This is a genomic window from Pseudomonas sp. MF6776 (assembly GCF_016613125.1).
GTDB classification, from domain to species: Bacteria; Pseudomonadota; Gammaproteobacteria; order Pseudomonadales; family Pseudomonadaceae; genus Aquipseudomonas; species Aquipseudomonas iridis.
Genome location: NZ_JAENSQ010000002.1, coordinates 17,887 through 36,936 on the forward strand (window position 1 = coordinate 17,887; position 19,050 = coordinate 36,936).

General features: G+C 59.5%; 17 protein-coding genes. 7 read left to right on the forward strand and 10 right to left on the reverse strand.

The features are described 5' to 3' along the window. Nucleotides 1–157: 157 nt before the first annotated feature. The 4 genes from lepB to lptF form a co-directional block, all read right to left on the reverse strand. On the reverse strand, nucleotides 158–1,012 hold the full coding sequence (gene lepB, locus JJD74_RS02160; protein ID WP_042557787.1) for a signal peptidase I: 855 nt from the start codon (nucleotides 1,010–1,012) through the stop codon (nucleotides 158–160). Nucleotides 1,013–1,017: 5 nt separating this feature from the next. Next, nucleotides 1,018–2,817, reverse strand: a complete 1,800-nt coding sequence (lepA, locus tag JJD74_RS02165; RefSeq protein WP_042557786.1) for a translation elongation factor 4 — start codon at nucleotides 2,815–2,817, stop codon at nucleotides 1,018–1,020. Nucleotides 2,818–2,989: 172 nt separating this feature from the next. Further along, a complete protein-coding gene (gene lptG, locus JJD74_RS02170; protein WP_042557785.1) occupies nucleotides 2,990–4,051 on the reverse strand; it encodes an LPS export ABC transporter permease LptG in 1,062 nt (353 codons plus the stop codon). Continuing rightward, a complete protein-coding gene (gene lptF, locus JJD74_RS02175; protein WP_042557784.1) occupies nucleotides 4,044–5,165 on the reverse strand; it encodes an LPS export ABC transporter permease LptF in 1,122 nt (373 codons plus the stop codon). Before lptF ends, lptG begins: the two co-directional genes overlap by 8 nt. Nucleotides 5,166–5,638: 473 nt before the next feature. Between lptF and JJD74_RS02180 the strand changes: the two genes are divergently transcribed. The 5 genes from JJD74_RS02180 (at nucleotide 5,639) to rlmF (ending at nucleotide 12,168) form a co-directional block, all read left to right on the forward strand. Then, complete coding sequence (locus JJD74_RS02180; protein WP_200610968.1) at nucleotides 5,639–7,129, forward strand: leucyl aminopeptidase; 1,491 nt, start codon at nucleotides 5,639–5,641, stop codon at nucleotides 7,127–7,129. A gap of 51 nt (nucleotides 7,130–7,180) precedes the next feature. Further along, complete coding sequence (locus tag JJD74_RS02185; RefSeq protein WP_200611468.1) at nucleotides 7,181–7,615, forward strand: DNA polymerase III subunit chi; 435 nt, start codon at nucleotides 7,181–7,183, stop codon at nucleotides 7,613–7,615. 8 nt (nucleotides 7,616–7,623) lie between these two features. Further along, a complete protein-coding gene (locus JJD74_RS02190) occupies nucleotides 7,624–8,019 on the forward strand; it encodes a DNA polymerase III subunit chi (protein ID WP_200610971.1) in 396 nt (131 codons plus the stop codon). 126 nt (nucleotides 8,020–8,145) lie between these two features. Next, the gene (locus JJD74_RS02195; RefSeq protein WP_042557780.1) at nucleotides 8,146–10,992 is read left to right on the forward strand and encodes a valine--tRNA ligase; all 2,847 of its coding nucleotides are present in this window, start codon (nucleotides 8,146–8,148) and stop codon (nucleotides 10,990–10,992) included. Nucleotides 10,993–11,148: 156 nt separating this feature from the next. Beyond that, nucleotides 11,149–12,168 carry a 23S rRNA (adenine(1618)-N(6))-methyltransferase RlmF gene (gene rlmF / locus JJD74_RS02200; protein WP_150594940.1) on the forward strand — a complete coding sequence of 340 codons (1,020 nt, stop codon included), beginning with the start codon at nucleotides 11,149–11,151 and terminating at the stop codon, nucleotides 12,166–12,168. A 189-nt stretch (nucleotides 12,169–12,357) separates the two neighbouring features. Here rlmF and JJD74_RS02205 read toward each other — a convergent pair whose 3' ends face one another. Further along, nucleotides 12,358–12,639, reverse strand: coding sequence for an HU family DNA-binding protein (locus JJD74_RS02205; protein ID WP_003221909.1), 282 nt, complete (start codon nucleotides 12,637–12,639; stop codon nucleotides 12,358–12,360). 395 nt (nucleotides 12,640–13,034) lie between these two features. Here JJD74_RS02205 and yejK point away from each other — a divergent pair, with 395 nt between their 5' ends. After that, nucleotides 13,035–14,039 (forward strand): nucleoid-associated protein YejK, encoded by a 1,005-nt coding sequence (gene yejK, locus JJD74_RS02210; protein ID WP_042557778.1) that lies wholly within the window; start codon nucleotides 13,035–13,037, stop codon nucleotides 14,037–14,039. Next, nucleotides 14,039–14,389, forward strand: coding sequence for a glutaredoxin family protein (locus JJD74_RS02215; protein WP_008083649.1), 351 nt, complete (start codon nucleotides 14,039–14,041; stop codon nucleotides 14,387–14,389). Before yejK ends, JJD74_RS02215 begins: the two co-directional genes overlap by 1 nt. A 51-nt stretch (nucleotides 14,390–14,440) precedes the next feature. Here the strand turns inward: JJD74_RS02215 and JJD74_RS02220 are convergent, their stop codons facing one another. The 5 genes from JJD74_RS02220 to JJD74_RS02240 all read right to left on the reverse strand — a co-directional run bounded on the left by JJD74_RS02220 (nucleotide 14,441) and on the right by JJD74_RS02240 (nucleotide 19,043). Continuing rightward, nucleotides 14,441–15,376, reverse strand: a complete 936-nt coding sequence (locus tag JJD74_RS02220) for a glutathione S-transferase family protein (RefSeq protein ID WP_047299838.1) — start codon at nucleotides 15,374–15,376, stop codon at nucleotides 14,441–14,443. 744 nt (nucleotides 15,377–16,120) lie between these two features. Next, nucleotides 16,121–16,423, reverse strand: a complete 303-nt coding sequence (locus JJD74_RS02225; RefSeq protein ID WP_042557776.1) for a GIY-YIG nuclease family protein — start codon at nucleotides 16,421–16,423, stop codon at nucleotides 16,121–16,123. A 39-nt stretch (nucleotides 16,424–16,462) separates the two neighbouring features. Then, complete coding sequence (locus JJD74_RS02230; protein ID WP_150597499.1) at nucleotides 16,463–16,933, reverse strand: nuclear transport factor 2 family protein; 471 nt, start codon at nucleotides 16,931–16,933, stop codon at nucleotides 16,463–16,465. Between the two features lie 156 nt (nucleotides 16,934–17,089). Continuing rightward, a complete protein-coding gene (locus JJD74_RS02235) occupies nucleotides 17,090–18,394 on the reverse strand; it encodes a CynX/NimT family MFS transporter (RefSeq protein ID WP_200610974.1) in 1,305 nt (434 codons plus the stop codon). Next, complete coding sequence (locus JJD74_RS02240; protein WP_200610977.1) at nucleotides 18,384–19,043, reverse strand: FadR/GntR family transcriptional regulator; 660 nt, start codon at nucleotides 19,041–19,043, stop codon at nucleotides 18,384–18,386. Before JJD74_RS02240 ends, JJD74_RS02235 begins: the two co-directional genes overlap by 11 nt. Nucleotides 19,044–19,050: the final 7 nt, after the last annotated feature.

A 19,050-nucleotide genomic window follows, 5' to 3' on the forward strand; every position in this document is an offset into this window, starting at 1 on the left:
CTGTGTTCAAAGCTGGATTCCACCGCCATCACCGGGATACGGCGCAGGCCTGGGACAATTAACGCTGTGTTCAAAAATTAAATCCTGGCGATTGCGAAGCCGATTGTGTCGACTCCAGAAATGCATTCGGCGCTGTGGTCAACAGCGCCGTGTGTGATTACTTGATCAGGCCAACCCGCGAGAAATTCGGCAGGTGGCTGAGTTTCGGTTCCGGCCAGCTCATCCAGACCGCGAAGGCCTTGCCGACGATATTCTGGTCGGGAACCATGCCCAGCAGATCCTTGGGAATGTTCGGATCATCCCAGTAACGGCTGTCGTTCGAGTTGTCGCGGTTGTCACCCATCATGAAGTAGTGCCCGGCAGGCACTGTCCACGTACGATCCGGCGGGGTGCGGTAGCGGCTCATTTCCTTGCGGATAAGGTGCTCGGCAGCGCCGAGTTTTTCCTTGTAGAGCTCTGCGCTGCCCAGCGTGCCCGGCTCGGAGCCGACCAGTTGCTCGGCAATCGACTCGCCATTGACGAACAGACGCTTGTCAGCGGTGTACCGCACGGTGTCGCCCGGCAGGCCCACTACACGCTTGATGTAGTTGACGGCAGGGTCGCTCGGGTAGCGGAACACCATCACATCGCCACGCTGAGGATCACCGACTTCGATGATTTTCTTGTCGATCACCGGCAGGCGGATCCCGTAAGAAAACTTGTTCACCAGAATGAAGTCGCCGACGTCCAGGGTCGGCTTCATCGAGCCGGATGGGATCTGGAACGGTTCCACCAGGAACGAACGCAGCACCAGCACGATGAACAACACCGGGAAGAACGACTTGCCGTATTCAACCAGCAGCGGTTCCTTGTTCAGTTTCTCGACCACCACGCCGTCAGGCTGGCTGACGCTGCCCTGATAGGAGGCAATGGCAGCACGCCGACGCGGCGCGAGGATCAACAGATCAAGCAACGCCAACAGGCCGCAGACGAACACGGCGATGACCAGCAACAGCGGGAAATTTAGTGACATAGGACCTAACTATCCAACCTGAGCACTGCAAGGAAGGCTTCTTGTGGAATTTCCACGTTGCCGACCTGCTTCATGCGTTTCTTACCGGCCTTTTGCTTCTCCAGCAGTTTCTTCTTACGGCTGACGTCACCACCGTAGCATTTGGCCAATACGTTCTTTCTGAGTGCCTTGACGGTTGTCCGGGCAACGATCTGACCACCAATGGCGGCCTGGATCGCGACGTCGAACATCTGACGCGGAATCAGTTCTTTCATCTTCTCGGTCAACTGGCGACCTTTGTAGTGCGAGTTGTCACGGTGCACGATCAACGCCAGGGCATCGACCTTGTCGCCGTTGATCAGCACATCCAGTTTCACCAGATTAGCCGATTGGTAACGATCGAAATGGTAGTCCAGCGAAGCATAGCCGCGGCTGGTGGATTTGAGACGGTCGAAGAAGTCCAGGACCACTTCGTTCATCGGCAGGTCGTAGGTGACCTGCACCTGATTGCCGAGGAACAGCATGTCGACTTGAACGCCACGCTTCTCGATGCACAGGGTGATGACGTTGCCCAAGTGTTCCTGCGGCACCAGAATATTGGCCCGCACGATCGGCTCGCGCATGTCTTCGATCGACGACACATCCGGAAGCTTGGATGGGTTGTCGACGTAAATCGTTTCACCGGTTTTGAGCAGCAGCTCGAAAATTACCGTCGGCGCCGTGGTAATCAGGTCCAGGTTGTACTCGCGCTCGAGTCGCTCCTGGATGATTTCCATGTGCAGCATGCCGAGGAAGCCGCAACGGAAGCCGAAGCCCAGTGCGTCGGAGCTTTCCGGGGTGTACTGCAGCGACGAGTCGTTGAGGGTCAGCTTCTGAAGCGCTTCGCGGAAATCTTCGAAGTCGTCGGAGCTGACCGGGAACAGACCGGCGTAAACCTGCGGCTGGATGCGCTTGAAGCCTGGCAGCACTTCAACGTCCGGCGTCGAGCTCAGCGTCAGGGTGTCACCCACCGGCGCACCGTGAATGTCCTTGATGCTGGCGATGATGAAGCCCACTTCGCCGGCCTTAAGATCAGCCGTGGCGGTATGTTTCGGGTTGAACACGCCAACGCTGTCGACCAGATGGATCTTGCCGGTGGACTTGACGAGGATCTTGTCGCCCTTCTTCACGCGGCCATGACGGACACGCACCAGGGAAACAACGCCCAGGTAGTTGTCGAACCAGGAATCGATGATCAACGCTTGCAGCGGATCTTCGATATTGCCGGTTGGCGCAGGAATGGTATGCACCAGACGCTCGAGCACTTCGTCGACACCCAGGCCGGTCTTGGCGCTGCAGGTGACGGCGTCAGTGGCGTCGATGCCGATGATCTTCTCGATCTCGTCCTTGACGCGATCAGGGTCGGCCTGTGGCAGGTCGATCTTGTTCAGTACCGGCATGACCTCAAGGCCCTGCTCGATCGCGGTGTAGCAGTTGGCCACGGACTGGGCTTCAACACCCTGCCCCGCGTCGACGACCAGCAATGCACCTTCGCACGCAGCCAGGGAACGGCTGACTTCGTAGGTGAAGTCGACGTGGCCCGGGGTGTCAATGAAGTTCAGCTGATATTTGATGCCGTCTTTGGCGGTGTAATAAAGGGTGACGCTGTGGGCCTTGATGGTGATCCCGCGTTCACGCTCCAGATCCATGGAATCCAGTACCTGGGCTTCCATTTCACGCTCGGCCAGGCCGCCGCACATCTGGATGAAGCGATCGGCCAGCGTCGACTTGCCATGGTCAATGTGGGCGATGATGGAGAAATTGCGGATATGACTCAAATCACTCACGGATCAACACTCAAAAAGGCTGCAGGCATAGCCCGCCGAAAAATAGCCGGGAATTGTACCTGATACACGGCGCAAGCGTCACGTTCACCTGTCACCCGGATTGCATGCAAAAACGCCCCGATCTGTCGACCGAGGCGTTTTCAAGGTTAAACAGTGGATGAAAACTTGTTCATCAACCGGCTCGTCTAAGCAGCCAGACACCCGCCAGCGCACAGACCCCGGCCGGTACCAGTACCGCAAACAAGGGCGAGAAACCGAACACCAGGCTCGATGGGCCGAGCAAATCCTGGACGATGCGGAAGGTGAAGCCCACCAACACACCCGTGAACACACGCTGACCCAAGGTCACCGAACGCAACGGGCCGAAGATAAAGGAGATCGCCATCAGTACCAGCGCAGCGGTAACCAGCGGCTGCAACACCTTGACCCAAAATGCCAGCCAGTAACGACCATTGCTCAGGCCCTGTTCAGCCAGATAGTGGATATAACCCCACAAACCGCTGATCGACAGCGATTCCGGCGCCATGACCACGGTGCTGAGCAATTGCGGACTCAGTGCCACATCCCAACGCTCGGTTGGCATGTTCACGACTTCAGTGCTGCGCTCATTGAACTTGGTGGTCGACACGTCGCTGAGCTGCCAGTGATCGCCGTCGAACTCAGCCTTCTTGGCAAAGCTCGAACTCAGCAGGTGGCGCTCCTTGTCAAAGTGGTAGCGGGTCACGCCATACAACAGGCCGTTGGGTTGCACGGCGTTGATGTGGATGAACTCTTCACCCTGACGGTGCCACATGCCGTGCTTGGCGCTTTGCGCGTCGCCACTGCCCTGAGCCAGCGAGCGGTTGGCCTGGGCCATGCTTTCAGTAGCTGGCGCGACGTATTCGCCGATCAGCACGCCGGCCAGCATCAGCACCAGCATTGGCTTCATGACCGCCCACACGATACGGCCGATGGACACACCCGCGGCGCGCATCACGGTCAGCTCACTGCTGCTGGCCAGACTGCCGAGGCCAATCAGACAGCCGATCAACGCCGCCATCGGCAGCATTTCGTAAAGACGACGCGGTGCGGTCAGCAGCACGAAGCCCAGCACGTCAACCAAGGTGTAGGTTTCGCTGACGTCGCCCATTTCATCGATGAAGGCAAACAGTGTCGCCAGGCCGAGAATGATCGCCAGCACAGCGATGATCGCCATGAACACGCTGCTGCCGATGTAGCGGTCGAGTTTAACCACGGGCCACCTCCAGCGCAGCGGCACGACGGCTGGCCATCTTCAGGCGCAGCGGCTCCCAATAGAGCAGGCCGAGGCCGATGAACAGGAAGATCGCATGCACCCACCACAAGCCGAGCGTCGGATGGATCTTGCCTTTTTCAAGGGCGCCGCGCGCGGCAATCAGGATGGTCAGGTAAGCCATATAAAGAAGAATCGCCGGCAGAAGCTTGAGGAAGCGCCCTTGACGCGGATTGACTCGCGACAGCGGCACCGCCATCAGGGTCACGATAAACACCAGCAACGGCAAGGACAGACGCCATTGCAGTTCGGTCTTGGAGCGGATGTCGTCACTGCCCAGCAAGGACGACGTCGGCATGGCGTCACGGTCGGTGACTTCTTCGCTGACGTCCGGCTTGGGCAGCAGCACGCCATAGTTCTCGTAATGAATGGCGCGGTAATCAGCCTGGCCCGGGCTGCCGTCGTAGCGATAGCCGTTATCGAGGATCAGGTAGCGATTGCCGTCGGGGCGGATTTCCTGACGACCCGACTCGGCTACCAGCACGGAAATCCCGCGGTCCTTCTGATCGGCGCCGAGGTTCTTCTGCGAGATGAACACGCCACCCAGGTTGACGCGATCATCGCTCAGGGTTTCGGTGTAAGTCACCCGAGTGCCGTCGCGCAGGGCCTGGAAGCGACCAGGCTCCAGGGTGTCGAATTCGGTCAGCGCGTCCTGCTTGTTCAGCAGCAACTGGAACTGGTTGGCACCTTGCGGCGCCAGGCCCAGGCTCAGCCATGCCACGACCAGCGCAACCAGCGTCGCCGGAAACAGGGTCATGCGCAGCAGCTTCTGCTGGCTCATGCCGGTGGCCGAGAGCACGGTCATTTCGCTTTCGAGGTACAGGCGACCGTAGGCCAGCAGGATCCCGAGGAAAAGGCCCAGCGGCAGAATCAGTTGCAGGAAGCCCGGCAGGCGAAAGCCCATGATCAGGAACAGCGAGCCCGGATCGAGCTGACCGGCAGCGGCCTGCGCGAGGTATTTGATAAAGCGACCGCTCATGATAATGACCAGCAGCACCGCACTCACGGCACTGAGGGTCAACAGAACTTCGCGGGACAGATAACGGAAGACGATCAAACCAGACACTCCAGGGTTGTCAGGCTAAGGCGGCCAAACAAGCAAACACACCGACCGGCCCGCAACGCAGAGCCGTCGGAAAAAGATGCGGCATTATCCTGTGATTGAGGGCGCCTGTCACTGCGCACACTCATCCTCGCACGCAATACGTTGAAGATCGTGCAACCTAGGGGGCGCTCTCAATTGGTTTTCACTCCGCGCCGGGTTGCGCCTTAAAGCCGGCCAATCTGCGTTGCAGGCCTTGGAAAGGGACCACCATTCCCCGCGGCCTGCGCCTTGCATGGCCTGCGTTAAGGCGACAACGCGGTGTGGAAACTAATTGAGAACGCCCCCTAGGGTTGTCAGGCGCGGGGAGCGAGGTTCAAACTGCGGCCCTTGTCGCAGGCTTTGGCCTGCGCTCTTCTATTTATAAGCAGGCGAATGCGGACACCGTCGAACGCCTGCGTGTTGACCATTCATTCAGGGATCCGGACATGGAACTGGTTGTAAAAAGCGTTAGCCCAGAAACGTTGAAAACCGCCACCCTGGTGGTTGCCGTCGGCGAAGGCCGCAAACTCGGCGCTGCTGCCAAACAGGTCGACGAACTGAGCGGTGGCGCCATCAGCGCCGTCCTCAAGCGTGGCGATCTGTCCGGCAAGGTCGGTCAGAGCCTGCTGCTGCACAGCCTGCCGAACCTCAAAGCCGAGCGCGTGTTGCTGGTAGGTGTGGGCAAAGATGAAGAACTGGGCGATCGCCCGTTCCGCAAAATCGTGGCCGGCATCCTCAACACCCTGAAAGGCCTGAATGGCAGCGATGCCGTGCTGGCGCTGGACGAAGTCATCGTCAAGGGTCGCGACAGCTACGGTAAAACCCGTCTGCTGGCCGAAACACTGGTCGACGGCAAATACTGCTTCGATCAGTTCAAAAGCGTGAAAGCCGAACCGCGCGCCCTGAAAAAAATCACCCTGTTGACCATCAAGGCTGCACAAGCCGAAGTGCAGCGCGCCGTGACCCACGCCACTGCAATCGCCAACGGCATGGCCTTCACCCGCGACCTGGGCAACCTGCCGCCGAACATCTGCCACCCGACGTTCCTTGGCGAGCAAGCCAGGAATCTGGGCAAAGAGTTCAAGGATCTGAAAGTCGAAGTCCTCGACGAGAAGAAGATCAAATCCCTGGGCATGGGCTCGTTCTACGCCGTCGGCCAGGGCAGCGAACAGCCGCCACGCCTGATCGTCATGCAATACAACGGCGGCAAGAAATCCGAAAAGCCCTACGCGCTGGTCGGTAAAGGCATCACGTTCGACACCGGCGGCATCAGCCTGAAACCGGGCGCCGGCATGGACGAAATGAAGTACGACATGGGCGGTGCTGCCAGCGTGTTCGGCACCCTGCGTGCCGTACTCGAGCTGAAACTGCCGATCAACCTGGTGTGCATCCTCGCCTGCGCCGAAAACATGCCAAGCGGCAATGCGACCCGTCCGGGCGACATCGTCACCACCATGAGCGGCCAGACCGTGGAAATCCTCAACACCGACGCCGAAGGCCGTCTGGTGCTGTGCGATGCCCTGACCTACTCCGAGCGCTTCAAGCCGCAAGCGGTGATCGACATCGCCACCCTGACCGGCGCTTGCGTGGTTGCTCTGGGTGCCCATACTTCGGGCCTGCTGGGCAACAACGACGAACTGATCGGTCAACTGCTCAGCGCTGGCCAGACTGCCGACGACCGCGCCTGGCAACTGCCGTTGTTCGACGAGTATCAGGAACAGCTGGACAGCCCGTTCGCCGACATCGCCAACATTGGCGGGCCGAAGGCCGGCACCATCACGGCTGCGTGCTTCCTGTCGCGTTTCACCAAGAACCTCAACTGGGCGCACCTGGACATCGCGGGCACCGCGTGGACCAGCGGCGGCAAGGACAAGGGCGCCACTGGCCGTCCGGTGCCTCTGCTGACCCAATACCTGCTGGACCGCGCCAAAGCCTGAAACCGCTGACGAGCGGCGTCACTTTCGGGTGACGCCGCTTGCCGCTCTGGAATCGCAACGACCAAAGTCGACTTCTATATCCTGCCCAGCGCCGATCCTTCCGCGCGCCTGGACTTTGCCTGCAAGCTCACCGAAAAAGCCTGGCGCATGGGCCACCGCATCTACCTGCATTGCAGCGACGCCGCTCAGCGTGACGATCTCGATGCACGCCTGTGGGCGTTCAAGGGCGAGAGCTTCGTACCGCATGGCCCGGCCGACAGCGAACCGGACGGTTTGATTGTCCTGGGGCTGGGCGATGACTGTGGTCAGCATCAAGACCTGCTGGTCAATCTCGACCTGAAGGTCCCGGCTTTCGCCAGCAAATTCGCCCGTGTGGCGGAAGTGGTGGTAGAAGATCCGACCATTCGCGCCGCTGCGCGGGAGAGTTTTCGCTTCTACCGCGAACAGGGCTATCCTCTGCAAGATCACCGTTTACAGCGACTCTGAGCATTCCAATGGACACTCCGAAACCGCAGCAAAAGTCCGCGCACTTGCTGGATGATCTCGAATCAATCCGCCAGTTGCTCGGCGATGACAACCTGCAACCGCCACTGCTGACCGACACGGTCGATGACGGTGAGCAGGAACAGATTCCGATGCTATTCGACTCGGTCGGCAACGTACCCTCAGCCGCTGAGCCGCCACCGGCACCGGTTGCGCAACCTGCAGCCTCTGTCGATAAAGGCCCGGATGCCCTGCTACACCTGGACAGCGAATTGCGCGCCGCTGCGCAATTGATCATGCAAGACGTGATCGACGACTTCGCCCCGCACATCGAAACAGAAATCAAACGCCGCCTCGATGCGCGGATGGAACGGCTACTCGCCGCAGCTACGAGCGGCAAGCTTTAAGCTGCAAGCCAAAGCCAAAGCAACCACCACTCTCTCCTTGCAGCTTGTGGCTGGTAGCTTGCAGCTGCCCCCACGGCTATACTTCCCGGCTTTTCCTGAATAAATGCCAATAGGGTCCCGCCGCGCATGGATAAGACCTACCAGCCGCACGCCATTGAAACTTCCTGGTACAACACCTGGGAGTCCGAGAACTACTTCGCCCCGCAAGGCGCGGGCGATTCCTACACCATCATGATCCCGCCGCCGAACGTCACCGGCAGCCTGCACATGGGTCACGGTTTCAACAACGCGATCATGGATGCTCTGATCCGTTTCCGCCGCATGCAGGGTCGTAACACCCTGTGGCAGCCGGGCACCGACCACGCCGGTATCGCCACGCAGATGCTGGTGGAACGTCAACTCGAAGCCAAGGGCCAGAGCCGTCACGACCTCGGCCGCGAGAAATTCCTCGAGAAAATCTGGGAATGGAAAGATGAATCCGGTGGCAACATCAGCCGTCAGATCCGTCGCCTCGGCTCGTCCGTTGACTGGAGCCGCGAGCGCTTCACCATGGACGACGGTCTCTCCGAAGCGGTTAAAGAAGCGTTCGTGCGCCTGCACGAAGACGGTCTGATCTATCGCGGCAAGCGTCTGGTCAACTGGGACACCAAGCTGCACACGGCCATTTCCGACCTCGAAGTGGAAAACCACGACGAGAAAGGTTTCCTGTGGAACCTCAAGTACCCGCTGGCTGACGGCGCGAAAACCGCTGAAGGCAACGATTTCCTGATCGTCGCGACCACCCGTCCGGAAACCATGCTCGGCGACTCCGCCGTCGCGGTAAACCCGAACGACGAGCGCTACAAAGCCCTGATCGGCAAGTTTGTCGAACTGCCACTGGTTGGCCGTCGCATCCCGATCATCGCCGACGATTACTGCGATCCTGAATTCGGCACCGGCTGCGTGAAAATCACCCCGGCCCACGATTTCAACGACTACGAAGTCGGCAAGCGCCACAACCTGCCGCTGCTGAACATCTTCGACAAGAATGCCCACGTACTGCCGGCCTGCCAGGTGTTCAACCTCGACGGCACACTGAACGAGAGCATCGACGGCAAGATCCCGGCTGAATACGCCGGCCTCGATCGTTTCGAAGCGCGCAAGCAGATCGTTGCCGCGTTCGACGCCGCCGGCCTGCTGGTCAGCGTCGACGACCACGGCCTGAAAGTGCCGAAAGGCGACCGCTCCGGCACCATCATCGAGCCGTGGCTGACCGACCAGTGGTACGTGTCGACCAAGCCTTTGGCAGAGCCTGCGATTGCCGCTGTCGAAGACGGCCGCATCCAGTTCGTGCCGAAACAATACGAAAACATGTACTTCTCGTGGATGCGCGACATTCAGGATTGGTGCATCAGCCGTCAGTTGTGGTGGGGCCATCGGATTCCGGCCTGGTACGACGAGTCGGGCAAGGTCTACGTCGGTCGCGATGAAGCCGAAGTGCGTGCCAAGAACAACCTTGGCCCGGACGTTGCGCTGCAACAGGACAACGACGTTCTCGACACCTGGTTCAGTTCGGGTCTGTGGACGTTCTCCACCCTCGGCTGGCCGGAGAAAACCGAGTTCCTGAAGAAATTCCACTCCACCGACGTGCTGGTCACCGGTTTCGACATCATTTTCTTCTGGGTCGCCCGGATGATCATGATGACCATGCACCTGGTGAAGAACGAAGACGGCACGCCGCAAGTGCCGTTCAAGACCGTCTACGTGCATGGTCTGGTGCGCGACGGCCAAGGCCAAAAGATGTCCAAGTCCAAGGGCAACGTCCTTGACCCGCTGGACATCATCGACGGCATCGACCTGGAAACGCTGGTGCAGAAACGCACCTCGGGCCTGATGCAGCCGAAACTGGCGAAGAAGATCGAGAAGCAGACCCGCGACGAGTTCGCCGACGGCATCGCCAGCTATGGCACCGACGCCCTGCGCTTCACCTTCTGCTCGCTGGCGTCTACCGGTCGTGACATCAAGTTCGACATGGGCCGCGTCGAAGGCTATCGCAACTTCTGCAACAAGATCTGGAACGCCGCGCGTTATGTTCTGGACAAGGGCGAAGACTGCGGTCAGAACGGCGAAGCCTACGAGCTGTCGCTGGCAGATCGCTGGATCATCTCGCAACTGCAGCGCACCGAAGCCGAAGTCACCCGTCAACTGGATCAGTTCCGTTTCGACCTCGCGGCGCAAGCGCTGTACGAGTTCATCTGGAACCAGTACTGCGACTGGTATCTGGAATTGTCCAAGCCTGTGCTGTGGGACGAAAACGCTCCGGTCGAGCGCCAGCGCGGCACTCGTCGCACGCTGGTTCGCGTACTGGAAGTGGCGCTGCGTCTGGCGCACCCGTTCATGCCGTTCATCACTGAAGAAATCTGGCAGCGCATTGCACCGCTGGCCGGTATTCAGGGCAAGACGATCATGCTGCAACCTTGGCCAGTGGCCAATGAAGAGCGCATCGATCCGGCTGCCGAGAGCGACATCGAGTGGCTCAAAGAGCTGATGCTCGGCACGCGTAACATCCGTGGCGAGATGAACATCGGCCCGGGCAAACCACTGCCGATCTACCTGAAAAACGTCAGTGCCGAAGACCAGCGCCGTTTGACCGAGAACGAAGCGCTGCTGAAGAAGCTGGCGCGTCTGGAATCGATCACCGTCCTGGCCGCTGGCGAAGAAGCACCGCTGTCCGCCACCGCACTGGTCGGCGAGATGGAAGTGCTGGTGCCGATGGCCGGCCTGATCGACAAGGCTGCTGAACTGGCGCGCCTGGACAAGGAAATCCTGCGTCTGCAGGGCGAAGTCCAGCGGGTTGGCGGCAAGCTGTCCAACGCCGGTTTCGTCGACAAGGCCCCGGCCGAAGTCATCGAGAAGGAACGCGCCAAACTGGCCGAGGCTGAACAGGCCCTGGGCAAACTGGCCGAGCAGCACGCGCGGATTGCCAGCCTGTAACGGCAAATCGCAATGAAAAAGGGAGGCCCGTAATGGCCTCCCTTTTTTATGCCCGCCACACATGCCCTGCGGCATCTCCGACATGGGTTCGGCGTATAAGTCGTCAATGTGGGACAATACCCACCACTTTCAGCCATACCCGAATCGACCACGCCCATGAACGCCCCCCGTACACCTCGCCCGCCGCGCAAGAAGCCTGATTCCGCCACCTCGGCCAAAGCCGTGGAACCGCGGGAAAAGGCCAGCCTGCACCCGCGCAATCGCCATCAGGGTCGTTACGACTTCCCGGCACTGATCAAAACCACGCCGGAACTGGCGAAGTTCGTGATCACCAACCCGTACGGCAAGGAAAGCATCGACTTCGCCAGCCCCGACGCGGTGCGCGTGTTCAACCGTGCGCTGCTCAAGTCGTTCTATGGCATTCAGCATTGGGACATTCCGGCAGACTACCTCTGCCCTCCGGTTCCGGGCCGTGCCGATTACGTGCACTTTCTTGCGGACCTGCTGGCGAGCATGAACGACGGCAAGGTGCCGCGCGGTGCGATCGTCAATGTGCTGGACATCGGCATGGGTGCCAACTGCGTGTATCCGCTGATCGGCAACAGTGAATACCGCTGGCACTTCCTCGGCTCGGAAATCGACCCGACGGCCGTTGCAGCCGCCAAGGCGATTGTCCAGTCGAACGACCTGAGCAAGGTCATCCAGCTGCGCCAGCAGGAGAATCGCAAGCACATCCTGATCGGCTTGCTGGAGCCAGGCGAGCGTTTCGACCTGACCATGTGCAACCCGCCGTTCCATGCCTCGATGGACGAAGCGACCAAGGGCAGCGAGCGCAAATGGCGCGCACTGGGTAAAGCTGATCCGAAACGCAAGTTGCCGGTGCTGAACTTCGGCGGCCAGTCGGCAGAGCTGTGGTGCGAGGGGGGTGAAGCGCGTTTCGTGACGCAACTGATCGCCGAAAGCGCCAATTTCCAGCACAAGGTGCTGTGGTTCAGCACACTGGTGTCGAAAGCCTCCAACCTGCCGGCCATCGAAACCGCGCTGAAAAAGGCTGGCGTACTGGAAAGCCAAGTGGTGGAAATGTCTCAAGGGCAGAAACAGAGCCGTTTCGTGGCCTGGACCTTCCAGACCAAGTCCGAACAGCAGATCTGGCGTCGCGAGCGCTGGACGCGCTAAACATCGCATTGACCGACGCAGGTCAAATCTGCTCGCGAAGGCGGCGTGTCAGTCAACTTTAATATCGACTGACCCACCGCTTTCGCGAGCAGGCTCGCTCCCACATGGGATCGCGCGGCATCGCCAAATCGCAGACACAAAAAAACCGTGCCCGGATCGCTCCGGTGCACGGTTTTTTATTGCTGCGTCTTACTTGTTCACAGCGTCGGTCAGGCCTTTGGCCACAACCAGCTTGATCACTTTCTTCGCAGGGATTTCGATGGCAGCGCCAGTCGAAGGGTTACGGCCAGTGCGGGCAGGACGCTCGGTCACTTTCAGCTTGCCGATACCTGGCAGAGTGATTTCGCCGCCGTTTTCCAGCTGATCGGCAACGATTTGGCCCAGTTGGTCCAGAGCGTTACGCGCGGTGGTTTTCGGCGCGTCGATAGCTTCAGCGATGTCGGCGATCAGTTGGTCTTTAGTAAGAGCCATGTAGTGTTCCTTCCCTATCAAATTCATATGGATTGCAGAGTGCAGTGTCAGCCATCGAGCCCGATCTTCTGGATCTGGCACCCTCGGCGATAACCGCGACGAGTCGGGTTATAGATACCGAAATCAGGGTTTGGTTCGACCTGACAAATGCTGATTGCACGCTTAACGCAGTGACTTCGCGTAAGACCGGGCAAAACTAGCACAGAGACAAGGAAATATCCGCCTCTAGCTACCCATTTGGTCAGCTTTATTGCTCTAAACCGGTAAAAAACTGCATAAGGGCCGCACAGCGCCCAGGATTTGCCCTTCACCCGGCGCCAAAACCAGTGATTGCGGTACACTGGGCGCTTTTTCGGGGGAGCCTGCCCTCCTCCCATCCAACAGCCGAGAAGCCCATGCCGATCCGTCATTGCATCGTCCACCTGATCGACAAAAAACCCGACGGCACGCCCGCAGTTCTGCACGCCCGTGATTCTGAACTGGCGGAGTCAGCGGCCATCGAGAACATGCTCGCCGACCTCAACGAGAGCTACAACGCCAAACAGGGCAAAGCCTGGGGTCTGTTCCATCCGGAATCTGGCGCGTTCCCGTTCAGTGGCTGGCTGAAGGAGTACATGGAAGGTGGCAGGGACTTCACCGCATTCAGCAAAGTGGCGGTCGAGCATCTGCAGAAGCTGATGGAAGAGTCGAACCTGTCGGTCGGTGGCCACGTGCTGTTCGCCCACTACCAGCAAGGCATGACCGACTACCTGGCCATCGCTCTGCTGCACCACAGCGAAGGCGTGGCCGTCACCGACTCGCTGGACGTGACCCCGTCACGCCACCTCGACCTCGGCCAGCTTCACCTGGCCGCGCGGATCAACGTTTCCGAGTGGCAGAACAACAAGCAGTCCAAGCAGTACATCTCGTTCATCAAAGGCAAAAACGGCAAGAAGGTTTCGGAATACTTCCGCGACTTCATCGGCTGCCAGGAAGGCGTCGACGGCCCGGGCGAGACCCGCACCCTGCTCAAGGCTTTCAGTGACTTCGTCGAGAGCGAAGACCTGCCGGAAGAGTCCGCTCGCGAGAAAACCAAGACGCTGGTCGATTACGCCAGCAGCCAGGCGAAACTTGGCGAGCCAATGGGCCTGGAAGAGCTCTCGGAGCTGATCGACGAAGAACGCCCGAAAGCCTTCTACGATCACATCCGCAACAAGGATTACGGCCTGTCGCCAGAGATACCGGCGGACAAACGCACCTTGAATCAATTCCGCCGCTTCACCGGTCGCGCCGAAGGTCTGTCGATCAGCTTTGAGGCGCACCTGCTGGGCTCCAAGATCGAGTACGACGAAGAGAACGGCACCCTGATGATCAAGGGTCTGCCAACCTCGCTGACCGATCAGCTGAAGCGCCGCAACTGATGCTCGGCAATGTGCTGAAGAAGGTCGCGCTGGTTCTGCTGGTGGTCGTGGTTTATCAGAACTGGGGCAAGATCGAGCGGGTGTTCAACCCGTCGCAGATGGTTGCTGAGCAGACGCGGGCGCAGGCTAATGTCGTGCTCTATGCCACAGACTGGTGCGGCTACTGCAAGCAGACCAAACGCTTTCTCGACAGCAAGGGGATTGCGTTCAAGGAATTCGATATCGAGAAGGATGCCGAGGCGCGCAAGGCGTACGAGGCACTGGGTGGACGCGGGATTCCGCTGATCGATGTGAATGGCACGTTGATTCGAGGATTTGATCCGGACGAGATCCTCGCTGCCCTGAAATAACTGTGGGAGCGAGCAGGCTCGCCCCCACAGGTTTGCATCTGACTTGAAAAATCAGCGTGCTTCGATACGGAAACCGAAGCGCGGGAAGTGCACATGCACCACGCCGCCACGCTCGTCTTCGCGACGCACGATCAGCTCCTCACGACCGGCAAACAGCAACTCACCCACCACCGGATCAACCCCGTAATCCGTCGCGGCAATTGCCACCTGCTGGCCTGCCTTGAACCCGTTCGGATCAACAAACTGTTCATCCGGCAATGCCGCTGGCGTCGCATTGCGTGCAACCTCCAGCGCCTCCTCGGACGTCATTTCGCTCGCAGCGCCATGCCCGAAGCCCAACACACGTCCCAGCCACGCGACGACGGCTGGATACTCATCCACCAGAGGCGCTGTCACATGGGTCGCCTTGAGAAACCACATCGGGTGCGCCAAAGCAAAGTCGGCAATCGATGGACCGCCAAACAGGAAGTCACCTTGCTCGCGCTGCAACTGCTGCTCCAGACGCGCCATGATCGTCGGCCATTGATGCTTGGCCTGCTCGGTAGACAAACGCGTGGCGCTGCCGCCACTGAACAGGCCGGCACGGTCGGCCATAAACGCCTTGATCGCTTCTGGCGGTAATTTGCCGAAACGCACGGCAACCGATTCCGGCTGGAACACCAGACTGACGGCATGCTGGAACACCACCGAGTCGGCCCACGTCGCGAAGCTGGCGGTGGTCATCTCCTGACCTTCGGGGAAAAACGACGGCTGCGCCTTCTCTTGCTCCAGGCGGCGGGCGATCAACGAAGTGTCGCAATAGATGTCAGCGCCGATCTGCAGCACTGGGGTTTTGCGATAACCACCGGTCAGGGCGGTCAGATCCGGTTTCGGCATTACCGGCGAGATATTTACCGAGCGCCAGGACAGACCTTTGAAGCCCAGCAGCAGACGGGCCTTCTCGGCAAATGGAGAGGTCGGGTAATGATGAAGAATCAACTCGGACATGCTCGGCTCCGCTGCTCAGAAAGTGAGTCGGCAGCTTAGCGCGCATTTACTTAGCAGCCTACAGATCTGGCTGATGGGAACCGATCAGTCAGATTGATAAGACGAGTGTGGCCCCCGAACGAAAAAAACCGCCTCAGCCGAAACCGAGGCGGTCGTTCTCACCTCAATAAACCTTACATAAAGTCATCGAAGTGATCTCGCAGGAATTCGTAAAAGCGAACCGCTTTAAACGATCTCCATACGAGGCTCAGAGTACGCAGCAATAGCTTCATACGTTTTGGCCTCCAGTCGGGGGACCAAACCTCCAGCGCGCTTACCGGACCGTGTACGCCTTCGGAATACACGCTAGCGTATCCAGTGAGGCGGCCGATTGAGACACCCTTCGAAAAATCATTCCGGCACGGGAGCAACTCCGTGTCAGAGGGCATGAAACCGTTACGCCAATCAGCCAAGCCTCACTAGCTGCACTGTCATGCGAGCGGATGGAGAGTAATCGCGTTTCAGAACCGCCGTTTAAACAAATCGATCTGAAATCGCGCTCTTCCAAAAATCGCCTCAGGCTTGCTCGATGGCAAAAAGACGAATAATCTTCACCCACGCTAGTGTATCCAGTGAGAACAGTAATCCCGGCCGCAAACCGAGGTTTACGAAAAAAACCGCCCCGCAAGGCGGCTTTTTTTTGCCTGCCATTTGCATGGTAGTCGTCTCTATCCGCAAGGATTTCTACCACCCGACAGAATCTGATCAGTCAGATTGATAAGACGCGACCAGACACTCCTTCGCGCTCTTGCGAAGTTTTTTGATCAACCGCTCCTGCCGCAAAGCGTCGCTCTTGTCGCGACAAAGCTCGGTGTAAACCAATGCCGTGGCCGGGCTGGACAGGAAGAAGCGCGCGCCTTTGCCGCTCTGGTGCTTGGCAAAACGGCGCGCGGGATCGTTGCTGATCCCGCAATACAACGAACCGTTGGCCGCGCGCACGAGGTAGACGAACCAGGACTTGCTCACTGGCTCGACAACATCGACAGATTTTTCGCTAAGGCTGGTCACTTCGGGATCAAGACGCGTAGGAAACAGGCCGCGATCTTATCAGCGACCGGCCTGAAATGCCTTCAGTCCCTTCAGCGCCTGGGCACGTACAGCGTTGCGCACCAGAGGCGTCCAGCCCAGCAGCAAACCTTTGAAACCCAAGGCCTGACGCGACCAGCGCCACAGATCGAAATGATCGTGGTGCTCGCAAATCTTGCCGTCTCGGAACACGAAGCGTGCCTGGATATCGTTGACCACGATGTTGCCGGTCTGGCTGAACAAATACGTCGCCACCCAATGCGCACCGCCGCTGCGCTCATCGGCGCGAACGTTGTCGAAAGTCAGCGAAAAGTCTTTGGCGCGGGTGGTCAGCATTCGCCACATGTCGCCAGCATCGCGCCCACGCAACTCACCAAAGGCCGGGTCGCTGAACACCACATCGTCGGTGTAACACGCAGCCATGGCCTCGGCGTCGAGGCGCTGGAAAGCCTGATAGAAGCGGGTGATCAACGCAGCGTGGGCGTCACTCATGGGCAAACTCCGAGGAATGGACAGATTGCCAGCACGATAATCTGCAAAGCGCGGAAACACTATCGACATTCGCCCACCGAATACCCTTCTTGGCCTTCAGGCGACGATAAAACCTGTGGGAGCGAGCAAGCTCACTCCCACGGGGAACTGCGCTATTCAGATCTTTTCGCTTGTGACCTGCACGTACAGCGTCCGTCCGGCGCCGAGGCCCGCGATGATCGCCCCCGTGCCAATGATGCCGAAGATCCAGCCCACCGCATTCCAGCCGCCCGTCCAGTCATGCACAACGCCGACTGCAAACGGCCCCATCGAGGCCAGCGTGTAGCCGAAACCCTGGGCCATGCTCGACAGGTTGGCTGCGACATGGGAGTCACGCGAACGCAGTACGATCAACGTCAGCGCCAGACTGAATGCACCGCCCTGCCCCAGACCGAGCAGAATCGCCCAGCCCCACAGGCCTTCGATCGGCGCATACAGACAACCGAACAGACCGCCGAGGGTCAGCGACATCACCACCACGATCGCCAGACGCTGATCCTTGCCACGAGTCGCCAGCCACGGCGCCGCGAGTGAACTGGCGAGCTGGACGATCACCGAACCGGACAGCACCAGGCCGGCCTGGGTCGGCGTCAGACCGCGACCAATCAGGATCGACGGCAACCAGCCGAACACGATGTAGGCCAGCGACGATTGCAGGCCCATGTACAAGGTCACCTGCCACGCCAGCGGATCACGCAACAGTCCGCGCACGCGATAGGCGACATTGTGCGCACCGTGTTTCTGGCCGACTTGTGGTAACCAGAACACCGCAGCGACCAGCGCCGGAATCACCCAGAAACCCAGACCCACGGCCCAGCTGCTGCCGAAGTGCTCACTCAACGGTACGCTCGATCCCGCCGCCATCGCGGCACCGAGACACAGCGCCATGGTGTAAACGCCCGTCATGGTACCGGCGTGTTTGGCGAAGTCACGTTTGACGATGCCCGGCAGCAGCACGCCAATGATGCCGATACTGGCGCCGCCCAATACGCTGCCGGCAAACAGACCGATCTCACCGAAATTGCTGCGCAGGATAATCCCGCCTGCGAGGGTCAGGAGAATTCCCAACACCACTCGCTCGGCACCAAAACGCCGCGCCAGAATCGGCGCCAGCGGTGCAAACAGACCCAGGCACAGCACCGGCAACGTGGTCAGCAGACCCGCCTGAGCGGCAGACAGCCCGAGACTTTTCGATACGTCGCTAAGCAGCGGCGCCAGGCTCGACAGCGCCGGACGCAGGTTCAGCGCCACCAGAATCAAGCCCAGCAGCAACAGCCATGGCCGGCGCACCAGCGGATGGCTTTGCTGTACTTGTTCGTCATCAGCCTCGGCATCGATCAGCAGCTCTTCGAGCTCTGCCGTGCGTTTCGGGGCTGTGGATATCTCGTTGCGGGGCATGGATTTCTCGGTTTCAAGGTTCATTGATCAACTGCCTGGATAAGGCTTTGGCCCGTTCCGGGTCGCGTTGTTCGACGGCATCGAGCAACTCGATGTGCAGGTCGAACACTTCCTGACGGCGCGGAACGATGTTCAGCGTCTGACGCAATTGCGTGCCGACGATGCTGGAAAAATAGCGATACAGCTCGCTGAGTGTCGGGTTATGCGCGGCGTCGACCAAACGGCGGTGGAACACCAGATCGCAGGCGATGTAGGTGTCGAGATCGCCGTGGTAATGGCTGCCGCTTGTGCCGAGCGCTTCACGCAAGGTGACGAGGTCTTCATCGGTGCGGCGCAACGCCGCGAGGCCGATGGCCTCGACCTCAAGGATATGCCGGGTTTCCCGCGCCTGTTCCAGCGAACAACGCGAGAGCGCCTTGAGGGTGTCCAGCGGATCAATCACCGCACGCAGATAACTACCGTCGCCCTGGCGAATTTCAATCAACCCGGAAAACGCCAGCACGCGCATGGCCTCACGCACGGTGTTACGGCTGATGCCCAGCTCGGCGCACAGCTCGGGCTCGGTAGGCAATCGCTCGCCGACCTGCCAGGTGCCGCTGTTGATGCGCTGACGCAATTGATCCAAGGCCTGATCGACCAAGGACCGTTTAACAAGAGGAGAAATGTCTGACATAGGATTC